Origin of the sequence: Pilosibacter fragilis, assembly GCF_032490495.1 — a bacterium.
Taxonomy (GTDB): domain Bacteria; phylum Bacillota; class Clostridia; order Lachnospirales; family Lachnospiraceae; genus Pilosibacter; species Pilosibacter fragilis.
This window is the reverse complement of sequence record NZ_JAVYJB010000005.1, coordinates 89,281-107,383: the sequence shown is the minus strand read 5'-3', so window position 1 is coordinate 107,383 and position 18,103 is coordinate 89,281. Positions and strand designations below refer to the sequence as shown.

General features: G+C 50.6%; 14 protein-coding genes. 3 read left to right on the top strand and 11 right to left on the bottom strand.

Going from position 1 to position 18,103, the window contains the following annotated elements; genetic code table 11:
• Positions 1-16: 16 nt before the first annotated feature.
• The gene (locus tag ABCW45_RS06250) at positions 17-1,375 is read left to right on the top strand and encodes an amidohydrolase (protein WP_343220488.1); all 1,359 of its coding nucleotides are present in this window, start codon (positions 17-19) and stop codon (positions 1,373-1,375) included.
• Between the two features lie 177 nt (positions 1,376-1,552).
• Positions 1,553-2,221 (top strand): cytidylate kinase-like family protein, encoded by a 669-nt coding sequence (locus ABCW45_RS06245; protein WP_343220487.1) that lies wholly within the window; start codon positions 1,553-1,555, stop codon positions 2,219-2,221.
• A 109-nt stretch (positions 2,222-2,330) separates the two neighbouring features.
• On the opposite strand, the gene ABCW45_RS06240 is transcribed toward ABCW45_RS06245, so the two are convergent.
• The 10 genes from ABCW45_RS06240 to ABCW45_RS06195 all read right to left on the bottom strand — a co-directional run bounded on the left by ABCW45_RS06240 (position 2,331) and on the right by ABCW45_RS06195 (position 15,641).
• A complete protein-coding gene (locus ABCW45_RS06240; protein ID WP_117471033.1) occupies positions 2,331-2,843 on the bottom strand; it encodes a shikimate kinase in 513 nt (170 codons plus the stop codon).
• Between the two features lie 79 nt (positions 2,844-2,922).
• Entirely contained in the window at positions 2,923-3,669 is a 747-nt protein-coding gene (locus tag ABCW45_RS06235) for a flavin reductase family protein (RefSeq protein WP_343220486.1), read from the bottom strand.
• 338 nt (positions 3,670-4,007) lie between these two features.
• Entirely contained in the window at positions 4,008-5,681 is a 1,674-nt protein-coding gene (locus ABCW45_RS06230) for a putative manganese-dependent inorganic diphosphatase (RefSeq protein ID WP_120039858.1), read from the bottom strand.
• A 311-nt stretch (positions 5,682-5,992) separates the two neighbouring features.
• Positions 5,993-6,934, bottom strand: a complete 942-nt coding sequence (locus tag ABCW45_RS06225) for an ROK family glucokinase (protein ID WP_015552913.1) — start codon at positions 6,932-6,934, stop codon at positions 5,993-5,995.
• Positions 6,935-7,105: 171 nt separating this feature from the next.
• Positions 7,106-9,088: a transketolase gene (gene tkt, locus ABCW45_RS06220; protein ID WP_117567256.1), complete on the bottom strand. Its 1,983-nt coding sequence runs from the start codon at positions 9,086-9,088 to the stop codon at positions 7,106-7,108.
• A gap of 93 nt (positions 9,089-9,181) precedes the next feature.
• Positions 9,182-10,627, bottom strand: a complete 1,446-nt coding sequence (locus ABCW45_RS06215; RefSeq protein ID WP_343220485.1) for a DUF5711 family protein — start codon at positions 10,625-10,627, stop codon at positions 9,182-9,184.
• 181 nt (positions 10,628-10,808) lie between these two features.
• Positions 10,809-12,209 carry a LysM peptidoglycan-binding domain-containing protein gene (locus ABCW45_RS06210; protein ID WP_117483584.1) on the bottom strand — a complete coding sequence of 467 codons (1,401 nt, stop codon included), beginning with the start codon at positions 12,207-12,209 and terminating at the stop codon, positions 10,809-10,811.
• Positions 12,210-12,340: 131 nt separating this feature from the next.
• A complete protein-coding gene (gene yyaC / locus ABCW45_RS06205) occupies positions 12,341-12,943 on the bottom strand; it encodes a spore protease YyaC (protein WP_015552908.1) in 603 nt (200 codons plus the stop codon).
• A 341-nt stretch (positions 12,944-13,284) separates the two neighbouring features.
• Entirely contained in the window at positions 13,285-14,274 is a 990-nt protein-coding gene (locus ABCW45_RS06200; RefSeq protein ID WP_207659883.1) for a M15 family metallopeptidase, read from the bottom strand.
• 266 nt (positions 14,275-14,540) lie between these two features.
• Positions 14,541-15,641 (bottom strand): hypothetical protein, encoded by a 1,101-nt coding sequence (locus tag ABCW45_RS06195; protein ID WP_343220484.1) that lies wholly within the window; start codon positions 15,639-15,641, stop codon positions 14,541-14,543.
• Between the two features lie 185 nt (positions 15,642-15,826).
• On the opposite strand from ABCW45_RS06195, the gene ABCW45_RS06190 reads away from it, so the two are divergent.
• A complete protein-coding gene (locus ABCW45_RS06190; RefSeq protein ID WP_015552905.1) occupies positions 15,827-16,093 on the top strand; it encodes a hypothetical protein in 267 nt (88 codons plus the stop codon).
• Positions 16,094-16,565: 472 nt separating this feature from the next.
• Here the strand turns inward: ABCW45_RS06190 and ABCW45_RS06185 are convergent, their stop codons facing one another.
• Positions 16,566-17,915 carry a glucose-6-phosphate isomerase gene (locus tag ABCW45_RS06185; protein ID WP_117503583.1) on the bottom strand — a complete coding sequence of 450 codons (1,350 nt, stop codon included), beginning with the start codon at positions 17,913-17,915 and terminating at the stop codon, positions 16,566-16,568.
• Positions 17,916-18,103 lie beyond the last annotated feature (188 nt).

Below are 18,103 nucleotides of genomic sequence, written 5' to 3'. Positions count from 1 at the left end.
AAGGAGTAATAAAACAATGGTAGATTCTAAAAAATTAATTTCTCTCGTCGAAAAATACGAAAAACTGATCTATGACACCGCTGACCATATCTGGGCACATCCGGAGACAGGATTCCGCGAGTGGAAGACTTCCGCCTACATGGAACAGCATTTTGAGGAGCTTGGCTACACACTTACAAAAGCCGGCAACATCCCTGGATTCTACACAGATCTCGACACCGGAAAGCCGGGTCCGAAGATCGCGATCCTCGGCGAGCTGGACTCCCTGATCGTTGCAAACCACCCGTGCTGTGATCCGGAGACCCATTACGTCCACGCCTGCGGCCATCATGCCCAGTGTGCCGTTCTTCTCGGAACTGCCGCTGCCTTAAAGGAGCCAGGCGCTCTCGACGGTCTCTGCGGATCCATCCGTTTCATCTCCGTTCCGGCTGAGGAGCTTATTGAGCTTGGATACCGCGAAAGCTTAAGAAAACAGGGCATCATCAAATATTTCGGCGGAAAAGTTGAATTCATCCATCGTGGATACTTTGACGGTGTCGATATGGCGATGATGATCCATTCCGGCAAGCTCCCGGAAGGAAAAGCGCTCTCCATCAGCGACGGATGCAACGGCTGTGTCACAAAAAATATCACATTCAAAGGGATTTCCGCCCACGCAGGCGGCTCGCCGGAGAACGGCAGAAATGCCCTCTACGCCGCAACCTGCGCTTTAAACTCCGTCAATGCCCTTCGTGAGACATTCACAGACAATGACCATATCCGCTTCCACCCGATCATCACAGAGGCCGGTCTCGCCGTCAATGCGATCCCGGAGACAGCGAAGGTGGAATCCTATGTGCGCGGCGCTTCCTTCGACGCGATCCGCAAATACAATACAAAAGTAAATCAGGCTCTCGCCGCTTCCGCCGCCGCCATCGGCTGCAATGTGGAGCTTGATGACCATCCGGGCTACTTCCCGTTAAATAACGATAAAAATATGGCCGCTGTCATGAAAGAGGCTATGGAGACTGTTGCAGGCCCTGACAGCGTCGTTGAGGGCGGCTGGGGAACCGGCAGCACCGATATGGGCGATGTGTCCGCCATCATGCCGGTCCTTCACCCGCACGCAAACGGTTCCATCGGAACAGGTCATGGCAAAGATTACTATGTTCAGGATAAGAAGCTCGGCTGTCTCTATCCGGCAGAATGCCTTGTGCTCACCGCCGCAAAACTTCTTGCGGACGATGCCGCTCTCGGAAAGAAAGTCATCGCGGAAGCAAAACCATATTTCAAGTCAAAAGATGAGTATCTTGCCGCCATCGATGCAATCACCATGGATAAGGATGCTGTTGTATACAACGAGGACGGTACGATCACCCTTAACTTTACAAAATAGATTTGTGCCCAACCTGCCACTTGACTTTTCTTGCTGTCATCATTGCAAATGTATACATCTGACAGTAATTCCGCACATTTTGTAACTTCGACTGAGTGCAATATTTCAACCGGTCTTATCAAACATTTATTCTGCTTTTATCTGCGTTAAATTTACGGAAAGGACGGGAGATCTTGTATGAAAAACTTTGTTATCACAGTTGCCAGAGGATTCGGTTCCGGCGGACGTGCAATCGCCGCCAAGCTGGCAGATGAGCTGAATATCCACAGCTACGACAACCGTATCCTGACGCTCGCTTCCCAGTACAGCGGTTATCCGGAACATTACTTTAAAGAGGCCGACGAGACCTTAAACGGCAGTCTGATCACGAAACAGCTTCAGACACTGCCGAAACGCCATTCACCGACCGGTGAGTTATCGAGATTTACTTCAGATGACCGGCTCTTCGAGTACCAGAAGATCATCATCGAGAAGCTTGCCGCTTCGGAATCCTGCGTGATCGTCGGAAAGTGCGCCGATTATATCTTAAAGGACTATGACAACGTGGTCAGCATTTATGTGGAGGCACCGAGAAGCTATACCCTGCGCCGTGTCATGGAACGCATGGATGACATTACTGTCGAGGAAGCGCACCATCTGATCACGAAAACGGACAAGTACCGCGCGGACTACTATAAGTATTACACCGGCGGCAACTACTGGACAAATCCGGTCAACTATGACCTGACCTTCAACAACGCCAGACTCGGTGACGATCGCTGCGTGAAGCTTGTTCTCGAGTGTATGAAGTTGAAATTTGGGGATGATTTCAAAGAATATATGAAGAGTATCGGAAAAGATATTTGATATGCTATTTCACTTAATTTTGTAATACCGGCACCGGGGTCTTTCCAATCCTGTCCCCGTGCCCGGGTTCCCCGCCGCGTTCCCCTCTCTCTCACGCGGCGGGGATATTTTATTTCTCTAAATTCTCAAAATACGCTCTCAGCTCATCCACCAGCTCACCGAACTCTTTTCCGGTCTCATCCAGTGTGATGTCCGCATATTTCTCGTAGTACGGAAGTCTCTCATTGTAGAGATCCCTGAGTGTCATGCCGTCCTTTAAGACAACACCGCGGTCCACAAGGTTTCCGAGACGTGATTCCAGATCCTCATAGCGAAGCTTCAGGTACACGATCGTCGCGGTCTCTTTGTAGTGTTCCATGGCCTTCGCCTCATAGATCACACTACCGCCCGGCGCGATCACGGACTTCTCTACATCCAGCTCTAGGTTTGCCTGCTCCTCGACACGCAGGAAACCGTCATCGCCCTCTTCCGCGATGATCTCCTTCAAAAGCTTTCCGGTCTTCTCCTGGATCACAAGATCCACATCCACGAAGGAATATCCAAGACGCTTCGCAAGCAGCACGCCGATGGTGCTCTTTCCGGACGCCGGCATTCCGATCATCAGAATATTTTTTTTCTTCATAACTTATGCCTCGCTCTTTTGTCTGTCGCTGTAATTATCTCTGGTTAACTGTTCCGTATGACTGCAGTCACTCTGCAGACTACTTCTGTCCCTTCTTATCATTCCGCGGACCGTCGGATTTCTGACTATTCGCCTTTCTGGTTTGTTCCGGCCGGGTAGTTGCTTTCTTTCCGCCGTTCACGTCTGCAGACTTTCGAACTTTCCCGGCACCTCCGGCTTTTTCCGCTGATTTTGAAGTTTTCCTGCCAGCCTTCGCACCCTTTTCCTGCTTTCTCACGCTGTACCCGAAGCTTCCCAGCTCCTCGCCCATCCCATAATATCTTCCATGGGAATAGGCTAACGGCTTCGCCATGGAAAGATGGAAGGTGTCCTTTTCATCCATGTACGCCTCGTCCACATCCACTGCCACGACATCGGCGATAAACATGTGATGGCTTCCCAGCTCTTCCACTTTCACAACACGGCACTCGATGTTCACCGGGCTCTCTTTGATCACCGGTACATCCACCACGTTCGCCTTCTCCGGGGTCAGCCCGGTCTCTTTCCACTTATCCACGTCGCGCCCGGAGCGCACGCCGCAGTAGTCTGTCGCCCAGGCCATGGACTCCGTCGTCAGGTTTACGACGAACTCCCCAGTTTCCTTCATCATATGGTAGGAGTGTCGTTCCGGCCGGACACTGATGGACAGCATCGGCGGATTCGTACAGATGGTTCCCGCCCATGCCACCGTAAAAATATTCGAATTTCCTTCCCGGTCAGCCACCGTCACAAGGACAGCCGGAACCGGGTACAGCATATTTCCTGGTTTAAACTGTCTTTTTCCCATCTTTACAGATCCTGCCTTTCTTCAATCGCAACCTTTCCGGCATCTTACACCTGCAGTGTCTGCCATCCGTACTTTCTGTAAAGCGGACATTCGCAATCCGCTTCGCTACTTGCTCATGAACGCAGTCGCTTCGCGATCTGTCAGTGGGAGCTTTCAACTCCCACTGACATAAGCATCCCACTCACCCACCGCTTAGTGCTCCGCGCACTTGAAGCGGGGGAATGCTTATCTGCGTTCAAATGTGTAACAACCGCTGCTTCCAACTTATAAATACGGCAGCCCGGTCATGACTTTTCCTGATCCAGCCGGTCCCACAGCCGAACTGCCGTCAAAAATTACTACTGTAATGCCATCATGATCTGCGGCGCAAGCTGTTTCTTTCTGGAAACAACGCCCGGAAGCTTCACGATTCCGGTCTGTCCGCTGACGTTCTCCACATCCTCATCCTTCACATGGAATGCATTGGCGACAAGCTGCTCCGCTCCCTGTCCGGTGCAGATCAGATCTGTGGACTCTGTCAGAATGTTTGTGAGCATGAAGAACATCATGTCGATCTCATGCTGCTCTCTCTCTTTCTCCGTATATGCGGACATTCTTGTTCTCAGATCCTTGAGCTCCACTGCATTTAAGGAAGTGATCTGGCCGATTCCGAATACGGAATTTCCTACCGTGAATCTCTTGAAATCCTGGTAGAAAATATCACCGTCGGATTTTCCCTTCAGGTTGCTTCCCGCGGCGAACATGTCGATAGCGTACTTCTCGATATCGAGACCAGCGATCTGCGCGAGCGCAAGTCCGGCTGCCTTATCGATCGGTGTGCAGGTCGGGGAACGGAATAACAGGGTATCGGAGATGATCGCGCTGCATAAGAGACCGGCGGTCGTTTTATCGATCTCCATGTGGTTCTCCTGGTACATCTGGTAGATGATGGTCGCGGTGCAGCCGAGCGGCTGGTTTCTGAAGAATACCGGGGACATGGTCTCAACAGTTCCGAGACGATGATGGTCGATGATCTCGCGGATATCGGCGCTCTCCATGCCCTCTACGGCCTGGCTCTTCTCGTTGTGGTCCACAAGGATGATACTCTTTCCCTTTGCGCCTAAGAGGTTACGTCTGGAGATCATGCCGATGTACTTTCCGTCAGAATCAAGAATCGGGAAATCGCGGTGTCTCTTGCTCGCCATGATCTCGCGGATGTCGTCGAGGTAATCTTCCTCAGAGAATTCGATGATGTTTTCCTTCGTCATAAAGTAGCTGATCGGCATGGACTGGTTGATCAGACGGGCTGTTGTGTAGGTGTCATACGGTGTCGTAATGACTGCACAGCCGCGCTCCTGTGCCAGTTTGCGGATCGTAAGGGATACACCTGCGCCCTCGCAGACGATAATGCAGCCTGCTTCCATCTCGATGGCGCAAAGCTGGGACTCATAGCGGTTTCCGAGAATGACCAGGTCATGTTTCTCGATGTAGTTCTCCATCAGGTCCGGGTTTGCGGCCGCGATCAGGACTTTTCCGCGGTCAAAATATGCCTCAGAATCGCCGACTACCATACTTCCTTCCAGAGTATCAAGGATGTTCGCGTACTTCGTGCACGCTTTTGAGATAATGCTGCTGTCATATAAGTTCATGTAGGACTTGGTGATATCGCCGATCGTGATAACGCCCTCCAGGAGACCTTCCTCCGTCACACACGGAAGTGTGACGACGTTGTTCTCCTGCATGAGTCCCCATGCATTCTTTAAGGAAATTCCACGGGACACACCTTTTGTCTTGCGGATCTCGATGTCCTTGACCTGCGTCTTGACGTTCTCCACGAGGCGCGGGGCCTTTAATTTAAAATAATCCAACACATACTGTGTCTCCGGGTTTACATTTCCGGCACGGCACGGCTCATAATTCTCGCCGGTAAGCTGATGCTTGAAACCAGCATAGCAGATGGCTGAGCAGATGGAATCCGTGTCAGGATTTCTGTGTCCCAGGACAAGTGTTTTTTTCAGTTCTTCAACTGCCATTGATCTTCTCCTTCTATTGCGTTTTTCTCAGACGTACAAATAAGAATGTGTTACAATAACTTCATAGTTCGTTCACAATTTGTTCACATTCGTTTTTTATACTTATTGCATAAACAAAAAGTCGTTTGACTTAACCAACTAGACAAATTGCACATAGATTTTTCATAATTGCCCCGGTTGTCGCGACCGGGGTCTCCTCTTTTTTAGAGGTAATGTGTGTCCGCTTATGGCGGACACTTTTCTTTTTCACCCATACATGCGCTATGTGCGTTCACAGCAAAAAGGGAGTCCGTCACCGGACTCTCTCTTCTTTATCCGATGATCAGCTTCGCGGCACCGTAGATTCCGGCATCATTTCCAAGCTTCGCAAGAACGATGTCCGCCTTCTTTGTTGCCATCGGAGATAACTCATCGTGGTACCTCTTAATAATATCAGTCAGGAATGTTCCGGCCTTGGATACACCGCCGCCGATCAGGAATGCCTGTGGATCCAGAACCATGGAGATCGTCGCAAGAGCCCAGCCAAGGTAATAGCAGGACTTATTGAGGGATTCCAGTGCAAGCGCATCTCCCGCCTTCGCTGCATCCAACACGTTCTTCGCGCTGATGTTCTTTAAGCTTCTGAGAGTGGACGGGCGGTTATCTGCCGCCAGCATTCTTCTTGCGGTTCTGGCGATTCCTGTCGCGGAAGCCACCTGCTCTAAGCAGCCGTGTCCGCCACAATTGCACGCTTCTTTCTCACCTTCCATCACATGGATATGGCCGATCTCACCGCCGACCCCCTGTTCGCCGGTCCAGATCTTTTCATTCAGGATAATGCCGCCGCCGACGCCGGTTCCCAGAGTTACCATGACAAGGTTTTTGTAGCCTTTTCCGCCTCCCTGCCACATCTCACCGAGAGCCGCGACGTTCGCGTCATTTCCGCTTTTTACGACCATACCATCCAGCAGTCTGCTGAGCTCCTGCTGTGGATTTCCGGCCTTCCAGCCGAGGTTTACACACACTTCGCAGTGTCCGTTCGGAAGAACCGGTCCAGGGAATCCCATTCCCGCTCCGGAAAAATCAGAGAGCTCCAGACCGCTTTCCTTTGCCATTCTGCGGATCGAAGCCGCAATATCGCCCAGGATATACTTTCCGTTCTCCTCTTTTCTTGTCGGAATCTCCCACTTCTTTACGAGAGTTCCGTCTTCCTCAAAGATACCGAGCTTCACGCTTGTTCCGCCGATATCGATTCCAATACACTTTAAACTCATGTGTGCTCCCCTTTTCCCTGATTTTCCGCTATCCGTCCAACAACGGCTTTCAGCCATCTGTCCGGACAGCACACGACCTTGCGGAGCTGCCGCCCCATAGTCCAGGCGCCAGCCCCTATTTTTCACAGCCGCCCATTTCACATCGGGCTGCCGCATTTTCCATCTATCTGATTAGAACAGGGTCTTTACAGTATTTACAACGTTCTCGACCGTAAATCCGAACTTCTCGAACAATTTTGCTGCCGGACCGCTTGCTCCGAAGCTCTTCATGGTCACATAAGCTCCGTCGAGGCCGACATACTTGCCCCAGCCGAAGTCGGAAAGTGCCTCAACGACAACTCTTCTTCTGACTTCCTTCGGAAGTACGGACTCCTTGTACTCTGCGCTCTGCTCCTCGAAGATATCCATACACGGCATGGATACGACGCGGATCTTCTTGCCTTCAGCTGTAAGCTCTGCTTTCGCCTTAACCGCAAGATCAACCTCCGAACCGCTTGCGATCAGGATTGCGTCCGGTGTTCCCTCGCAGTCATCGATCACATAGCCGCCCTTTAACGCGTCCTTGCTGCTTCCCGGGATCGGATTGAGGTTCTGTCTGGAAAGGACAAGCGCTGTCGGTGTCTTCTCAGATGTTACTGCAGACAGCCATGCTGCGGATGTCTCTGTCGCGTCACACGGACGGAATACATGGAAGTTCGGCATTGCGCGGAACATAGCGAGCTGCTCGATCGGCTCGTGGGTCGGTCCGTCTTCGCCAACGCCGATGCTGTCGTGAGTCAGAACAAATGTCAGCGGAACTCCCATCAGTGCGGAAAGTCTTGCCATCGGTTTTACATAATCACTGAACACGAAGAATGTCGCAACATAAGCGCGGAGACCGCCGTGAAGCATGATACCGTTGCCGATCGCTGTCATTGCAAGCTCTCTTACGCCGAAGTGGAGGTTTCTGCCTGCCGGGTTCTCTGCGGAGAAGTCGCCCGCATCCTTCATGGCTGTCTTGTTGGACGGAGCAAGGTCAGCAGAACCGCCGATCATGTTCGGCATGATGTCCTTTAAGATGTTGATCATCTTGCCGGAAAGGGAACGTGTTGCCTCTGCCTTGTCTTTTGTGAGCCAGAGTGCCTCGTTCTCGATCAGTGACTTTGCGTCCGGAGCTGTGTGGTACTGCTCCCAGAGCTTCTCCATCTCCGGGTACTCGTCGCAGTATGCGGCAAACATAGCGTTCCATGCTGCCTCAACGTCTGCCTTCTCCTCCGCGAGACGGGAATAATGCTCATAGACCTCTTCCGGTACAAAGAACGGCTCCTCATACTGCCAGCCGAGAGTCTCTCTCATTGCTTTGATGTTGTCAACACCTAACGGCTCGCCGTGGGCGCTTGCCTTGCCCTGTTTAGCCGGGCAGCCGAAGCCGATCTCAGTCTTGATGGTGATGAAGGACGGATGCTCAGTATCAGCCTTTGCAACCTCAATTGCTGCGCCGATGGCATCGATATCTGTTCCGTCTTCAACGGTAATTGTCTGGAAGCCGAATGCTTTCATGCGCTCTTCCACGTTCTCGCGGAATGCGATGTCTGTGCTTCCCTCGATGGAGATGCGGTTGGAATCGTAGAGAACGATAAGTTTACCAAGTCCAAGTGTTCCTGCAAGGGAGAATGCCTCAGAGGAAATTCCCTCCATCATGCAGCCGTCGCCGCCGAGTACATATGTGAAGTGATCGACAACCGGGTAGCTTTCCTTGTTGAATACGGATGCCAGATGCTTCTCAGCCATTGCCATACCAACAGCCATGCCCATACCTGCGCCTAACGGTCCTGTTGTAGCCTCAACGCCTACGGTGTGGCCGTATTCCGGATGTCCCGGAGTCAGGGAGCCGACCTGACGGAAGTTCATAAGGTCTTCCTTTGTAAGGCCGTATCCGAACAGGTGAAGCAGGGAATACAACAGCATGGAGCCATGTCCGCCGGATAAGATAAAGCGGTCACGGTTTGCCCACTCCGGGTTTGCCGGATTGTGGTTCATGTGGTGTGCCCAGAGCTCATAAGCCATCGGCGCACTGCCGAGGGGAAGTCCCGGATGGCCGGAATTTGCCTTCTGGATCGCATCTGCGGATAAAATTCTGATGGAATTGATCGCCAGATTGTCGATTGTGTTCATTGTTTCATTCCTCCTGATAATCCATAGGTGTGGTAACTGTTCATTTTCTTCACAGTTATCAGTGTTGTAACATGTTTTCACTATTACATTTATTTACCTTAATTTAATCTCTTTCATTACCTCGCTGCCTGCGGTAATCAGAGAATTGGTACGATTTTTGCCTGCTCTTACGAGCGATACAGAAAAGTCAAACTGTCCGTTAAACCTCTCGTGTCCGTCCAGGTTGTATTCCCTGCACGATTCCTCATTATACAGGATAAGCCTGTCCCCGTCAATGAGGACGCCTGTGTAGGCGTAGTCAAAATCAATGCTTGTAACCTTCTTTCCATCCGTGTTGTATACATCAAGCCGGTACGGACTTCCGGAGGTACTGTCGACAACGACAGCCGCATATTTATCTGAGTAGCAGATACTCTGGATCTCTTCATCCACCGGAACAAACGTGACATTTGTGTCCGGGATCACATTTTTTACAGAGATAAAGGTCAGCCCTTTATCGGAAAAGGCGCAGACCGTCTGATCATTTAAGTAGCGGATGCGTCCCACCATCTTGTCATCAAATTCTTCTTCAAAAGCGGCGATAAAACGGTTGTTGACATTTTTTCCGATCTCAGAGAAATCGTAGAACGCCACCTTGTTCTTCAGAGCGCCATTTTTCATATACATAACGGACATGACGATCTGTTTTCCGTCTGGAGAAAGCGCGATGTCCACCGGATATCCATCTCCGGATAAGAGCATCTTGATGTTGATCCCCAGCGACTCGCCGTCCTTCTTGAAGTAGAATATGTAGCTCGCCGTGCTGTCCTCAACGACTGCCGCCGTGACACCGCGGGCAGATACCGCCGCCTTCGTGATCGGAAGCTGCGTCTTCGCCGTTCCGGTACATCCCTCTTTGCTGCAGATGTACATCTCGTTTCCCTGCTGGTCCGCGATCACAGCGTAGTCCCCGTTGATGTTGATGATCGGTGTTTTCATCTCATAGCTCTGGGTCCAGATCGTTTTGCCGGAGGCATCGATATAGGAAGCGCCGTCCTTTGTATACTTGATCACGTTGTCGCCGAACATGGCGAACTTCACAAAGCTGCTATCGCCGACCGTTTTTGACGCTTCTGCCGGTGCAGAAGTTTCCGCGGACGCCGTCTCATCTGGGGTTCCGCTTCCCGCCCCGGAAGCGCCGGAGCTTTCTGCCGAAGCAGTCTCACCGGCTCCGTCTGTCCCTGCGCTGTCAGCCGCAGCACTTGTCTCTGCTACCTGTGTTTTCTTATCCGCGCCAGAGTTTTCTGTGTAGCGCATGGACCGCTCCCACTGGACGCTGTAGCCGGTATACTCATATTCATTCATGTACCGGTAGCCGGTAAAACCTAACGCCGCGATAAAGCAGACGGCTGCAACCGCGATGATCCGCTTTTTTCTTCTATATTTGGCAAGCCGGCCACCATCCATCGGTTCTTCCGATCCGTTGTCCGGCATCTGTACGATATTCTGTCTGAGCTGCCTTTTTTTGTTCTCTCTGTCCATAGATTGCATATCACTCATAAAAATCTCCTGAAAATGGACATATATAGGCTAGTATACACCATTTTCAGGAGATGCGCATTAAATTCTTTGTTTTTATTGCAGTTCATTTTGCGGGGCGGAACCAATCTTGACCTGCAAGATAATTTTTCAAAATTTTTACAGGTTCTGATACATTTTTAACAGGAGAAAAGTCTGAAATTTACGGCAGAACCAGCTTCTGCCCTGCCACAATATGGTCCACATTGTCCAGGTGGTTCAGTTCGCAGATTTCGGACAGCCGCTTCAAATTTCCATACTCTTTCCAGCAGATTCCGTATAACGTCTCCCCGTCACCGATCTCATAGATCCGGTAGCCGTTTGCGGACGCGGCAGCGTAATCGACGGGTTCCTTCTTGGAACTTTCCGTGCTGCTCTGTTCACTCTCTTTTCCCATTCCGACGCGGGGCTGGGTCGGAGACTCGGCGCTGGTGGACGGAACTGCCTCCTCTACAGCACCGGATGCGGCGGCGGTCTCATTGCTGGCTGCCGCCGCGGTGTCTGACGGCTGGCTCACTGTGCCCGTCTGCCCACCGGAACTGCCTGGCGTGGACTGCGCCTGCTGCCCATCTGTACTGCCTGTACTATGATTCTGCGTCTGATTGTCCACGCTGGCGGCCTCCGTATCCGTCGCGGCTTCCGTCGTCTCCATAGTCTCCGCCGCATAACTTTCCCCGGTCTCACCGCTGGCCTCTGTCGGGAACACATTTCCCGGGCGCTCCTCGATGACAAAATCCGGCTCCTGATTCAGCTTGTCCAGGTAATCACTCCAGTTCGCCGTCCCCGCAGGCACCACAGAAGTCAGCACAGACTCCATCTGCCGCATCTTGTGATAATTGTTGACGAGGACCACACCTCCTGCCAGCACCGCCACCGTGAGGACCCCGCAGGCCGTCCCCAGGATTCCGGACATATGCCGTCCGGCATCCGCCTGTTCTTTCCGAACCGTCATCCGCTGGCGGAAATCCTTAATGACCTTCTCGTGGGACCCGGACTCCACCCGGCGAACATCTTTCCGCGTCACCATGTAATCCTGCATCATCTGATTCCGCTCATAGTAGATACAGTGGCCCTTTAACCGGTAAAATCCGTCCTCCGACGTGACATAGACCGCCTCCTCGCCTTCCAGTCCATGATTCAGGTACATAAGCTTGTTCTTCCCATTGAAATACTGGTTGTGCTGCTTCCAGTAATTCAGCGGACTCAACTGGCTCGACGGCGCCCCGCAGATAAACCATCCCTGGACCGTCCGCTTCGGAAATGACTCCTCAATTCCCCGGTATGCCTTCTTCCAGGCATTCTCCGAGAATTCTATCTTCTCCCCGGACACCTCCACGTCCTCCATCTCGATGGCCCCATCGATAAAGATATACGGCGTCCCGTCATAATTTTCCGTGCTGCCCAGCAGAAGTCCCACCCGCAGCGTCTGGTTTCCCGCCGGATACAGGCGCTTTAAATATGTATTTACATAATCCTCCACATACAGCCGGACCACCTGGTCCGTGTCACCGATCTGGCGGATATTTTTCGGAAGTTTCGGAAACGGATTGTATAATTCTCCCATGCTGTCACCTCGTTCTATCTTCAGGCGGCCGGCATGTCCAGATACCGGCCGCCTCTATATTTACGCGAACCACGAAACCGTGCTTCGTCGGATTCTTTCCGAAGTATAGCATGATACACCCGCAAAACATGTCAAAACGGTGCAGCCTGACTGGAAAAGTTTTCGACACGTCTCCCAATGATCCGCATCCCGAGACAGATGCTGCGGCTGATGCAGTCCGCCAGGCGCATGACCATGGACAGGCGGATGCTCTGCAAAAACAGGGGATCCCCGCTCTCCGCCCCGCCGACGATCCCGGTAATGGAGATGTCACCCACGGCGGCAAGCTCCTTCCGAACGCCCAGTCCCGGGCGGAGCGGTCCTTTTTCCAGTGTCACGAGCCCCACATGATCCCAACGACCAACGGCGGCATCCACGGCGATGATGATCGCGTCCGGATAATGTTCCTCGATATGCTCCAGCGTCCGGTCAAGATTCACCGCATGGACCGGATGTTCCAGTGTCCCGATCACCACCACATTGCTGATCTCCTCCGCCTCCAGCCGTGAACCAATGAGCGGCCCCAGGCTGTCCCCCGTGGACCGGTCCGTCCCGATACACAAAAACACCACCTGGCGGCGGCCAGATGCCCGCATCTCATTCATCAAAAGAAGCAGAAGTCTCGCCGCAAATTTCTCCGCTTCAAATCCCGCTTCCGTATCATAATAAGTGATCTTCCGCCTCCCGAATCTCATGGTAAACACTCCGTTTCCTGGCTGGTTTCTATGAGACATTATAGGCAGAATACGCAGAGATTATACATGTTATTCCCTCTCCGTTCTGTTCGTTACTTTTCACGATATTTTTATGTAATATGGAATTTCTCAAAAATCTCCCATTATAAAAAAGAATGTGCCTTGGCACATTCTCGCGCCTCGCGCGGTCACTTGCGACAATCTACATCTTCGCGCGAGTGCGCATCTTTGGCACGTTAGTGCCTTTTTATGTAACAGGGAATTCCTCGGAATTTCCTGTTACATAAAAAAGAGACCAGGTACCCTCAAATACCCAGTCTCTCATCAAATCTCTATTTTGCTTAGTAATCAAAGTGCATCATATCCGCTCTGCTGAATCCGGCTCCCCAGTTCCATCCATGTTTTCCAAATGCCTTCACAACATCACTGTCACGTCCAATGGAATACGGATTCACGCCCGGCTCCCATTTATTTCCGACGAGAACTGTTGTACCGTCTACATCGATCTGCGGGTTTGCGTCAGGATTGATATCAATGGCAGTTCCAGAACTATGGTTGCTTCCAAGTCCGTTGCTTCTCCAGTTGTATCCGCCGACACTCTCGATCGGGAACTGCTCCGGTCCATTATAGATCTCTGTAAAGATCTCCTTTACATCATTCGCGATGGAGCTTAACACCTGCACATGCGCTGTTCCGGCAACCTTCTGGCCATTTCTCAGTCTCCATACCGGAATCTCCACACTGACCATCTCAGCGGATGCGGTCGCATCACACGGATTGGCCGCGATTCGGTCAACCTGTTCTCTCACTTTTGCTATTTCATCCGGATTGTAAGCATCCCAATTATAATATTTTGAAGAATAGTGATAAGCTGCCTTATCTATTTCGCTCAAGTAATCAGCTTTCAGATACCAGTCCGGATCATAATTATAGCCATAATTCCAATAACCGGAATTATTCGAATTGCTGTTACTGTTGGAACCACCGCTACTGTTTCCGGAAGTTCCAGAGCTGCTGTTCTTCGTCTCCCCACCGGCTTTCTGCTTTACCTCGCCGCCAACGACCCAGGCACCGATCCTGTTTACCTGATAGCCGTCCGGTGTTGTCGTATTTCTCAGGACATAGCCGTTTTCATCAAAATAGAAGCTCTCTGCCATTCCATCATTGTCCGTATCGATCCATGCCCATCTTCCCTTCGGATAGGAACCGTCATCAAACTGGTACCACATTCCGTTCGCGTCGGATTTCCATGTTCCCGCAAATGAGGCAAATGGCATTGCCATGCAGAATACCGCGGCAGCAACCGCAATCTTCATTCCAAGCTTTCTCATCTTTTGTTTTCCTCCCCTGTGATGCCGTTCTTCCTGTCTTTTTCGCACCACTTTAAAATATACTTTTTCTCCAACTATCCAGTACCTTTATAGTTACAAGCAAAAATCCATTCCGGATCAGCTGCGCCGATGGGATTTTTGCCTTCCAGCTTATGTTCTCTTGCGGTCAGCACAGCAAGTGCGCAGACCTACTGAACAGTTATCTTTTCCTTTTCCATTCGTTTTTTATACGAATCGGTATTTTCGTCGGACTTGCTGAGCGTTTTTTACTTTGCCGTCTCTTCCTGGCTCTTATAAACAGCAATCGCGTCACTTATATTGGACGCTGCTCCGCTTCTCACGATATCCGCCAGCGCCTGCAGCTTCTCAGAAGTCATATAGCCTTTTCCTATATATACCTCGTAGTTATCCGTAATAAACAGCGATTTCTCCTTCGCCGCTGTACGCGTACTGCGGAGTTTTTCCGACAAAGAAGCAAGATCATCCTCCATCCGGCCGATCTCTTCTTTATTGTTTGCCGTGATCTCGTCGGAGATGATCGTCCGCGTCACGGTATCGAAGGTCGTCAGCGCTTCTTTCTTTTTCCGGTTGATCTCAGCCACATCCTGATCGAGCTGGGCAATCTCGTCATCAAATTTCTGGAGATTGTAGATCGTCTCGTTCTTGTCCCGGCGGATCGTCTTCGCGATCACTTTCATCTCTTTTTTATTTGCACGGATCTTCGCACGGATGCCAAGTCCCTCTTTCAACACGTCCATGTAGCGCACCTTGGTCATATTTCCCACCGTCACATAGATTCCGCCGAAAATAAGGATCGCCACCACATAAATTCCAACGAGATACATGGTCCGTCTCTCCGGGATCAGAAAATACGTGCCGCAGGGAATCGCAAGAAAACAGATCAGGATCGTCACAAGAAGTGCCAGAAAATCCTTAAATGTCCTCGTAAAGTAAAGTGCGTAGTAATAATTTCCCCGGCAGAAGCCCGGAACATGATTGGCCTTAAATAAGGTCTTCATCTGATCCGCCAGTTCTTTATTTTCCCGCACAAGTCCCCGGGTGTCCTCCTCGATCCGTTCCTTGACGCCCTGGTTTTTTGCTTTTTCACGCTTCGCTTTTACTTTTTTAAGCCGCTCCTGGGCCTTTCCGAGTTCCGCGTCATAGCTTTTTGTGATCTCTTCTTTCCGCTGCTTCACCGTCTGACTGATGGTTTCTGTAACAGAACGCTGTTTTCCCTTAAGGGAACTCTCTAACTTTTTCTCGTCCGCTTCGAGCTGCTCCACTTCTGTATTCAGAGCTTCCAGTTCCTGTACTGCCTGTCCTGCGCTGGCAAAAAAAGCAGCATAATCTGTAATTGGCTGTCCCATCTTTTGTCCTCCTGGCTCTGGTTCAAGTATGTCATCAAAATGTCCATATAGATATAGATTACTACAATTTTTCTGACGATACAAGGCATTTTGGGCAAAATGTTGTGCCTTTACTTTCTGGAAAAAATCCGTTATACTGTTTTTCAAATCATGATCGTGAAAGCAATCGAATGGAGGACGTTTTTATGTTCCGGATCTGGGGAAAAATATGGAAAGATAACCATCTTGTGCGAGATATGGTTTCCTGCAATAACGACTATTCCATGTCAAGAACCGCCATGGTATTTCAGGCGTTGGATGAGATCTGCCATGAATTTGACTTAAGCCAGCCAATCTGGCTCGACTCGAATATCCGCGACTTTCAGCTGCATGATAAGACGCGGTTTACGAAGGACAGTTTTATTGAATCGATCGATTTTGATTATCTGGAATTTCAGGTGATCGAGGAGTAAGCTCCGGTTCATGCACCGTGCAGGCAAAAACCGGAACGAAAGCAGGATAACCTTCCGGGAAATATGGTAATCACCTGATGGATCTCCGCAGGCAGTGTCTTGCCGACGGAGAACAATCAAATTCAAGTCGAACGTCCGTGAGACTTGGCGCGTGATTCTGGTCAGCGCAAGCTGACATATTCTTTACAGAATCACTGCGCATCCTCGCGGAGCGTTTATCTCAGTTGGAGATTGGACTCCCACTGAGACTAATTCGTTATGACTCACCACCTGAAATGGTGGGAGTCTTCTCGACTGAGATAAAAATCAGCCCAACATCCTATCGTGTATTTCCTGTCTGGAGAACACCTGGATATCGGGCTGATTTTTATTTTCATCTCTATCTACGGCTGACTTTTTGCGAATGTTTTTTCTCTTTCTGCCATCTGCATACTTCGCCTCACAAGCCGCATAAAATATTCGTCCTTATAACTTATAATCTCTTGAGAAGCGCCTCTCTTGCCTCCTCATAGCCCGGTTTTCCAAGCAGGGCGAACATGTTCTTCTTGTAGCTCTCAACACCCGGCTGGTTAAACGGGTTGACACCAAGGATGTAGCCGCTGACGCCGCAGGCAAACTCGAAGAAGTAGAACAGCTGGCCAAGGCTGTAAGCATCCTGCGCCGGGATCTTCACCATAAGATTCGGCACGCTGCCGTCTGTGTGCGCGAGGATCGTTCCGTTCATGGCGCTCTTGTTTACAAAATCAACTGTCTTTCCTGCCAGATAGTTCATACCATCTGTGTCGACATCCTCTTTCTGAAGGACGATCTCCGCCGGAGATTCTTCCACGTTCAGAACGGTCTCGAACATGATACGTGCGCCGTCCTGGATAAACTGCCCCATGGAGTGAAGGTCTGTTGTGAGATCAACGGCTGCCGGGAAAATACCTCTCTGGTCTTTTCCTTCGCTCTCACCGAAGAGCTGTTTCCACCACTCAGATACATAATGAAGGCTCGGCTCGTAGTTTGCTACGATCTCCACCTGTTTTCCTTTTCTTAACAGGATGTTGCGGACCGCGGCATATAAAAGTGCCGGGTTCTTCTCATACTCTGTCTCAAGAGCGACCTTTCTTGCGTCCGCTGCACCTGTCATCAGGGCGTCGATATCTGCTCCGCTGACTGCGATCGGTAAAAGACCTACGGCTGTGAGCACGGAAAAACGTCCTCCAACGTCATCCGGAACAACGAAGCTCTCGTATCCCTCTTCGTTTGCCAGATTCTTTAAAGCTCCCTTTGCCTTGTCTGTGGTCGCATAAATTCTCTTGTTGGCCTCTTCCTTGCCATACTTGCCGATCAGCATTTCCTTGAATACGCGGAAAGCGATCGCCGGCTCTGTGGTTGTGCCGGACTTGGATATAATATTAATGGAGAAATCTTTTCCTTCCAGTACATCCTGAAGATCATGGATATATTTGCTGCTGATGCTGTTTCCTACGAAATAGATCTCAGGAGTTTTTCTCTTTCCCTTCGGCAGCACATTGTAGAAGCTGTGGGATAAAAACTCGATCGCAGCGCGGGCTCCGAGGTAAGATCCGCCGATACCGATCACGAGAAGCACATCGGAATCTCCCTGAATCTTTTCTGCCGCTTTCTTGATCCTTGCAAACTCTTCTTTATCATAATCAACCGGGAGGTCGATCCATCCAAGATAGTCATTGCCTGCACCGGATTTTGCTGTCAGGACATCTTTCGCGCCCATAACGGTGCTCTTCATGTTTTTCATTTCCTCTTCGCTGATAAATCCGGCTGTCTTGGAATAATCAAATACGATTTCTTTACCCATAACCCTGTCTCCTTTTCTTGTGTGAGATTCACAATCTCCGTTCGTTATTATACCACTTCGTGAAACCCTTGACAATGGACGGAAGCAATTTTATCGGCACTACATCTTCACTCATCATCCGCTTTCCTCCCCCAGGTTTTAAGCACTGCGCCGTGCTCCTGATTTTTCGATTTGTTTGCCGTTCTGTT

Excerpts from the sequence above, each read along its gene's own strand:
- ABCW45_RS06240 (WP_117471033.1), bottom strand. The coding sequence starts at position 2,843 with ATGAAGAAAAAAAATATTCTGATGATCGGAATGCCGGCGTCCGGAAAG.
- ABCW45_RS06185 (WP_117503583.1), bottom strand. The coding sequence starts at position 17,915 with ATGGGTAAAGAAATCGTATTTGATTATTCCAAGACAGCCGGATTTATC.
- ABCW45_RS06215 (WP_343220485.1), bottom strand. The coding sequence starts at position 10,627 with ATGAGTGATATGCAATCTATGGACAGAGAGAACAAAAAAAGGCAGCTC.
- ABCW45_RS06230 (WP_120039858.1), bottom strand. The coding sequence starts at position 5,681 with ATGGCAGTTGAAGAACTGAAAAAAACACTTGTCCTGGGACACAGAAAT.
- ABCW45_RS06200 (WP_207659883.1), bottom strand. The coding sequence starts at position 14,274 with ATGAGAAAGCTTGGAATGAAGATTGCGGTTGCTGCCGCGGTATTCTGC.
- tkt (WP_117567256.1), bottom strand. The coding sequence starts at position 9,088 with ATGAACACAATCGACAATCTGGCGATCAATTCCATCAGAATTTTATCC.
- ABCW45_RS06245 (WP_343220487.1), top strand. The coding sequence starts at position 1,553 with ATGAAAAACTTTGTTATCACAGTTGCCAGAGGATTCGGTTCCGGCGGA.
- ABCW45_RS06235 (WP_343220486.1), bottom strand. The coding sequence starts at position 3,669 with ATGGGAAAAAGACAGTTTAAACCAGGAAATATGCTGTACCCGGTTCCG.
- ABCW45_RS06250 (WP_343220488.1), top strand. The coding sequence starts at position 17 with ATGGTAGATTCTAAAAAATTAATTTCTCTCGTCGAAAAATACGAAAAA.
- ABCW45_RS06225 (WP_015552913.1), bottom strand. The coding sequence starts at position 6,934 with ATGAGTTTAAAGTGTATTGGAATCGATATCGGCGGAACAAGCGTGAAG.
- ABCW45_RS06210 (WP_117483584.1), bottom strand. The coding sequence starts at position 12,209 with ATGGGAGAATTATACAATCCGTTTCCGAAACTTCCGAAAAATATCCGC.
- ABCW45_RS06195 (WP_343220484.1), bottom strand. The coding sequence starts at position 15,641 with ATGGGACAGCCAATTACAGATTATGCTGCTTTTTTTGCCAGCGCAGGA.
- yyaC (WP_015552908.1), bottom strand. The coding sequence starts at position 12,943 with ATGAGATTCGGGAGGCGGAAGATCACTTATTATGATACGGAAGCGGGA.
- ABCW45_RS06190 (WP_015552905.1), top strand. The coding sequence starts at position 15,827 with ATGTTCCGGATCTGGGGAAAAATATGGAAAGATAACCATCTTGTGCGA.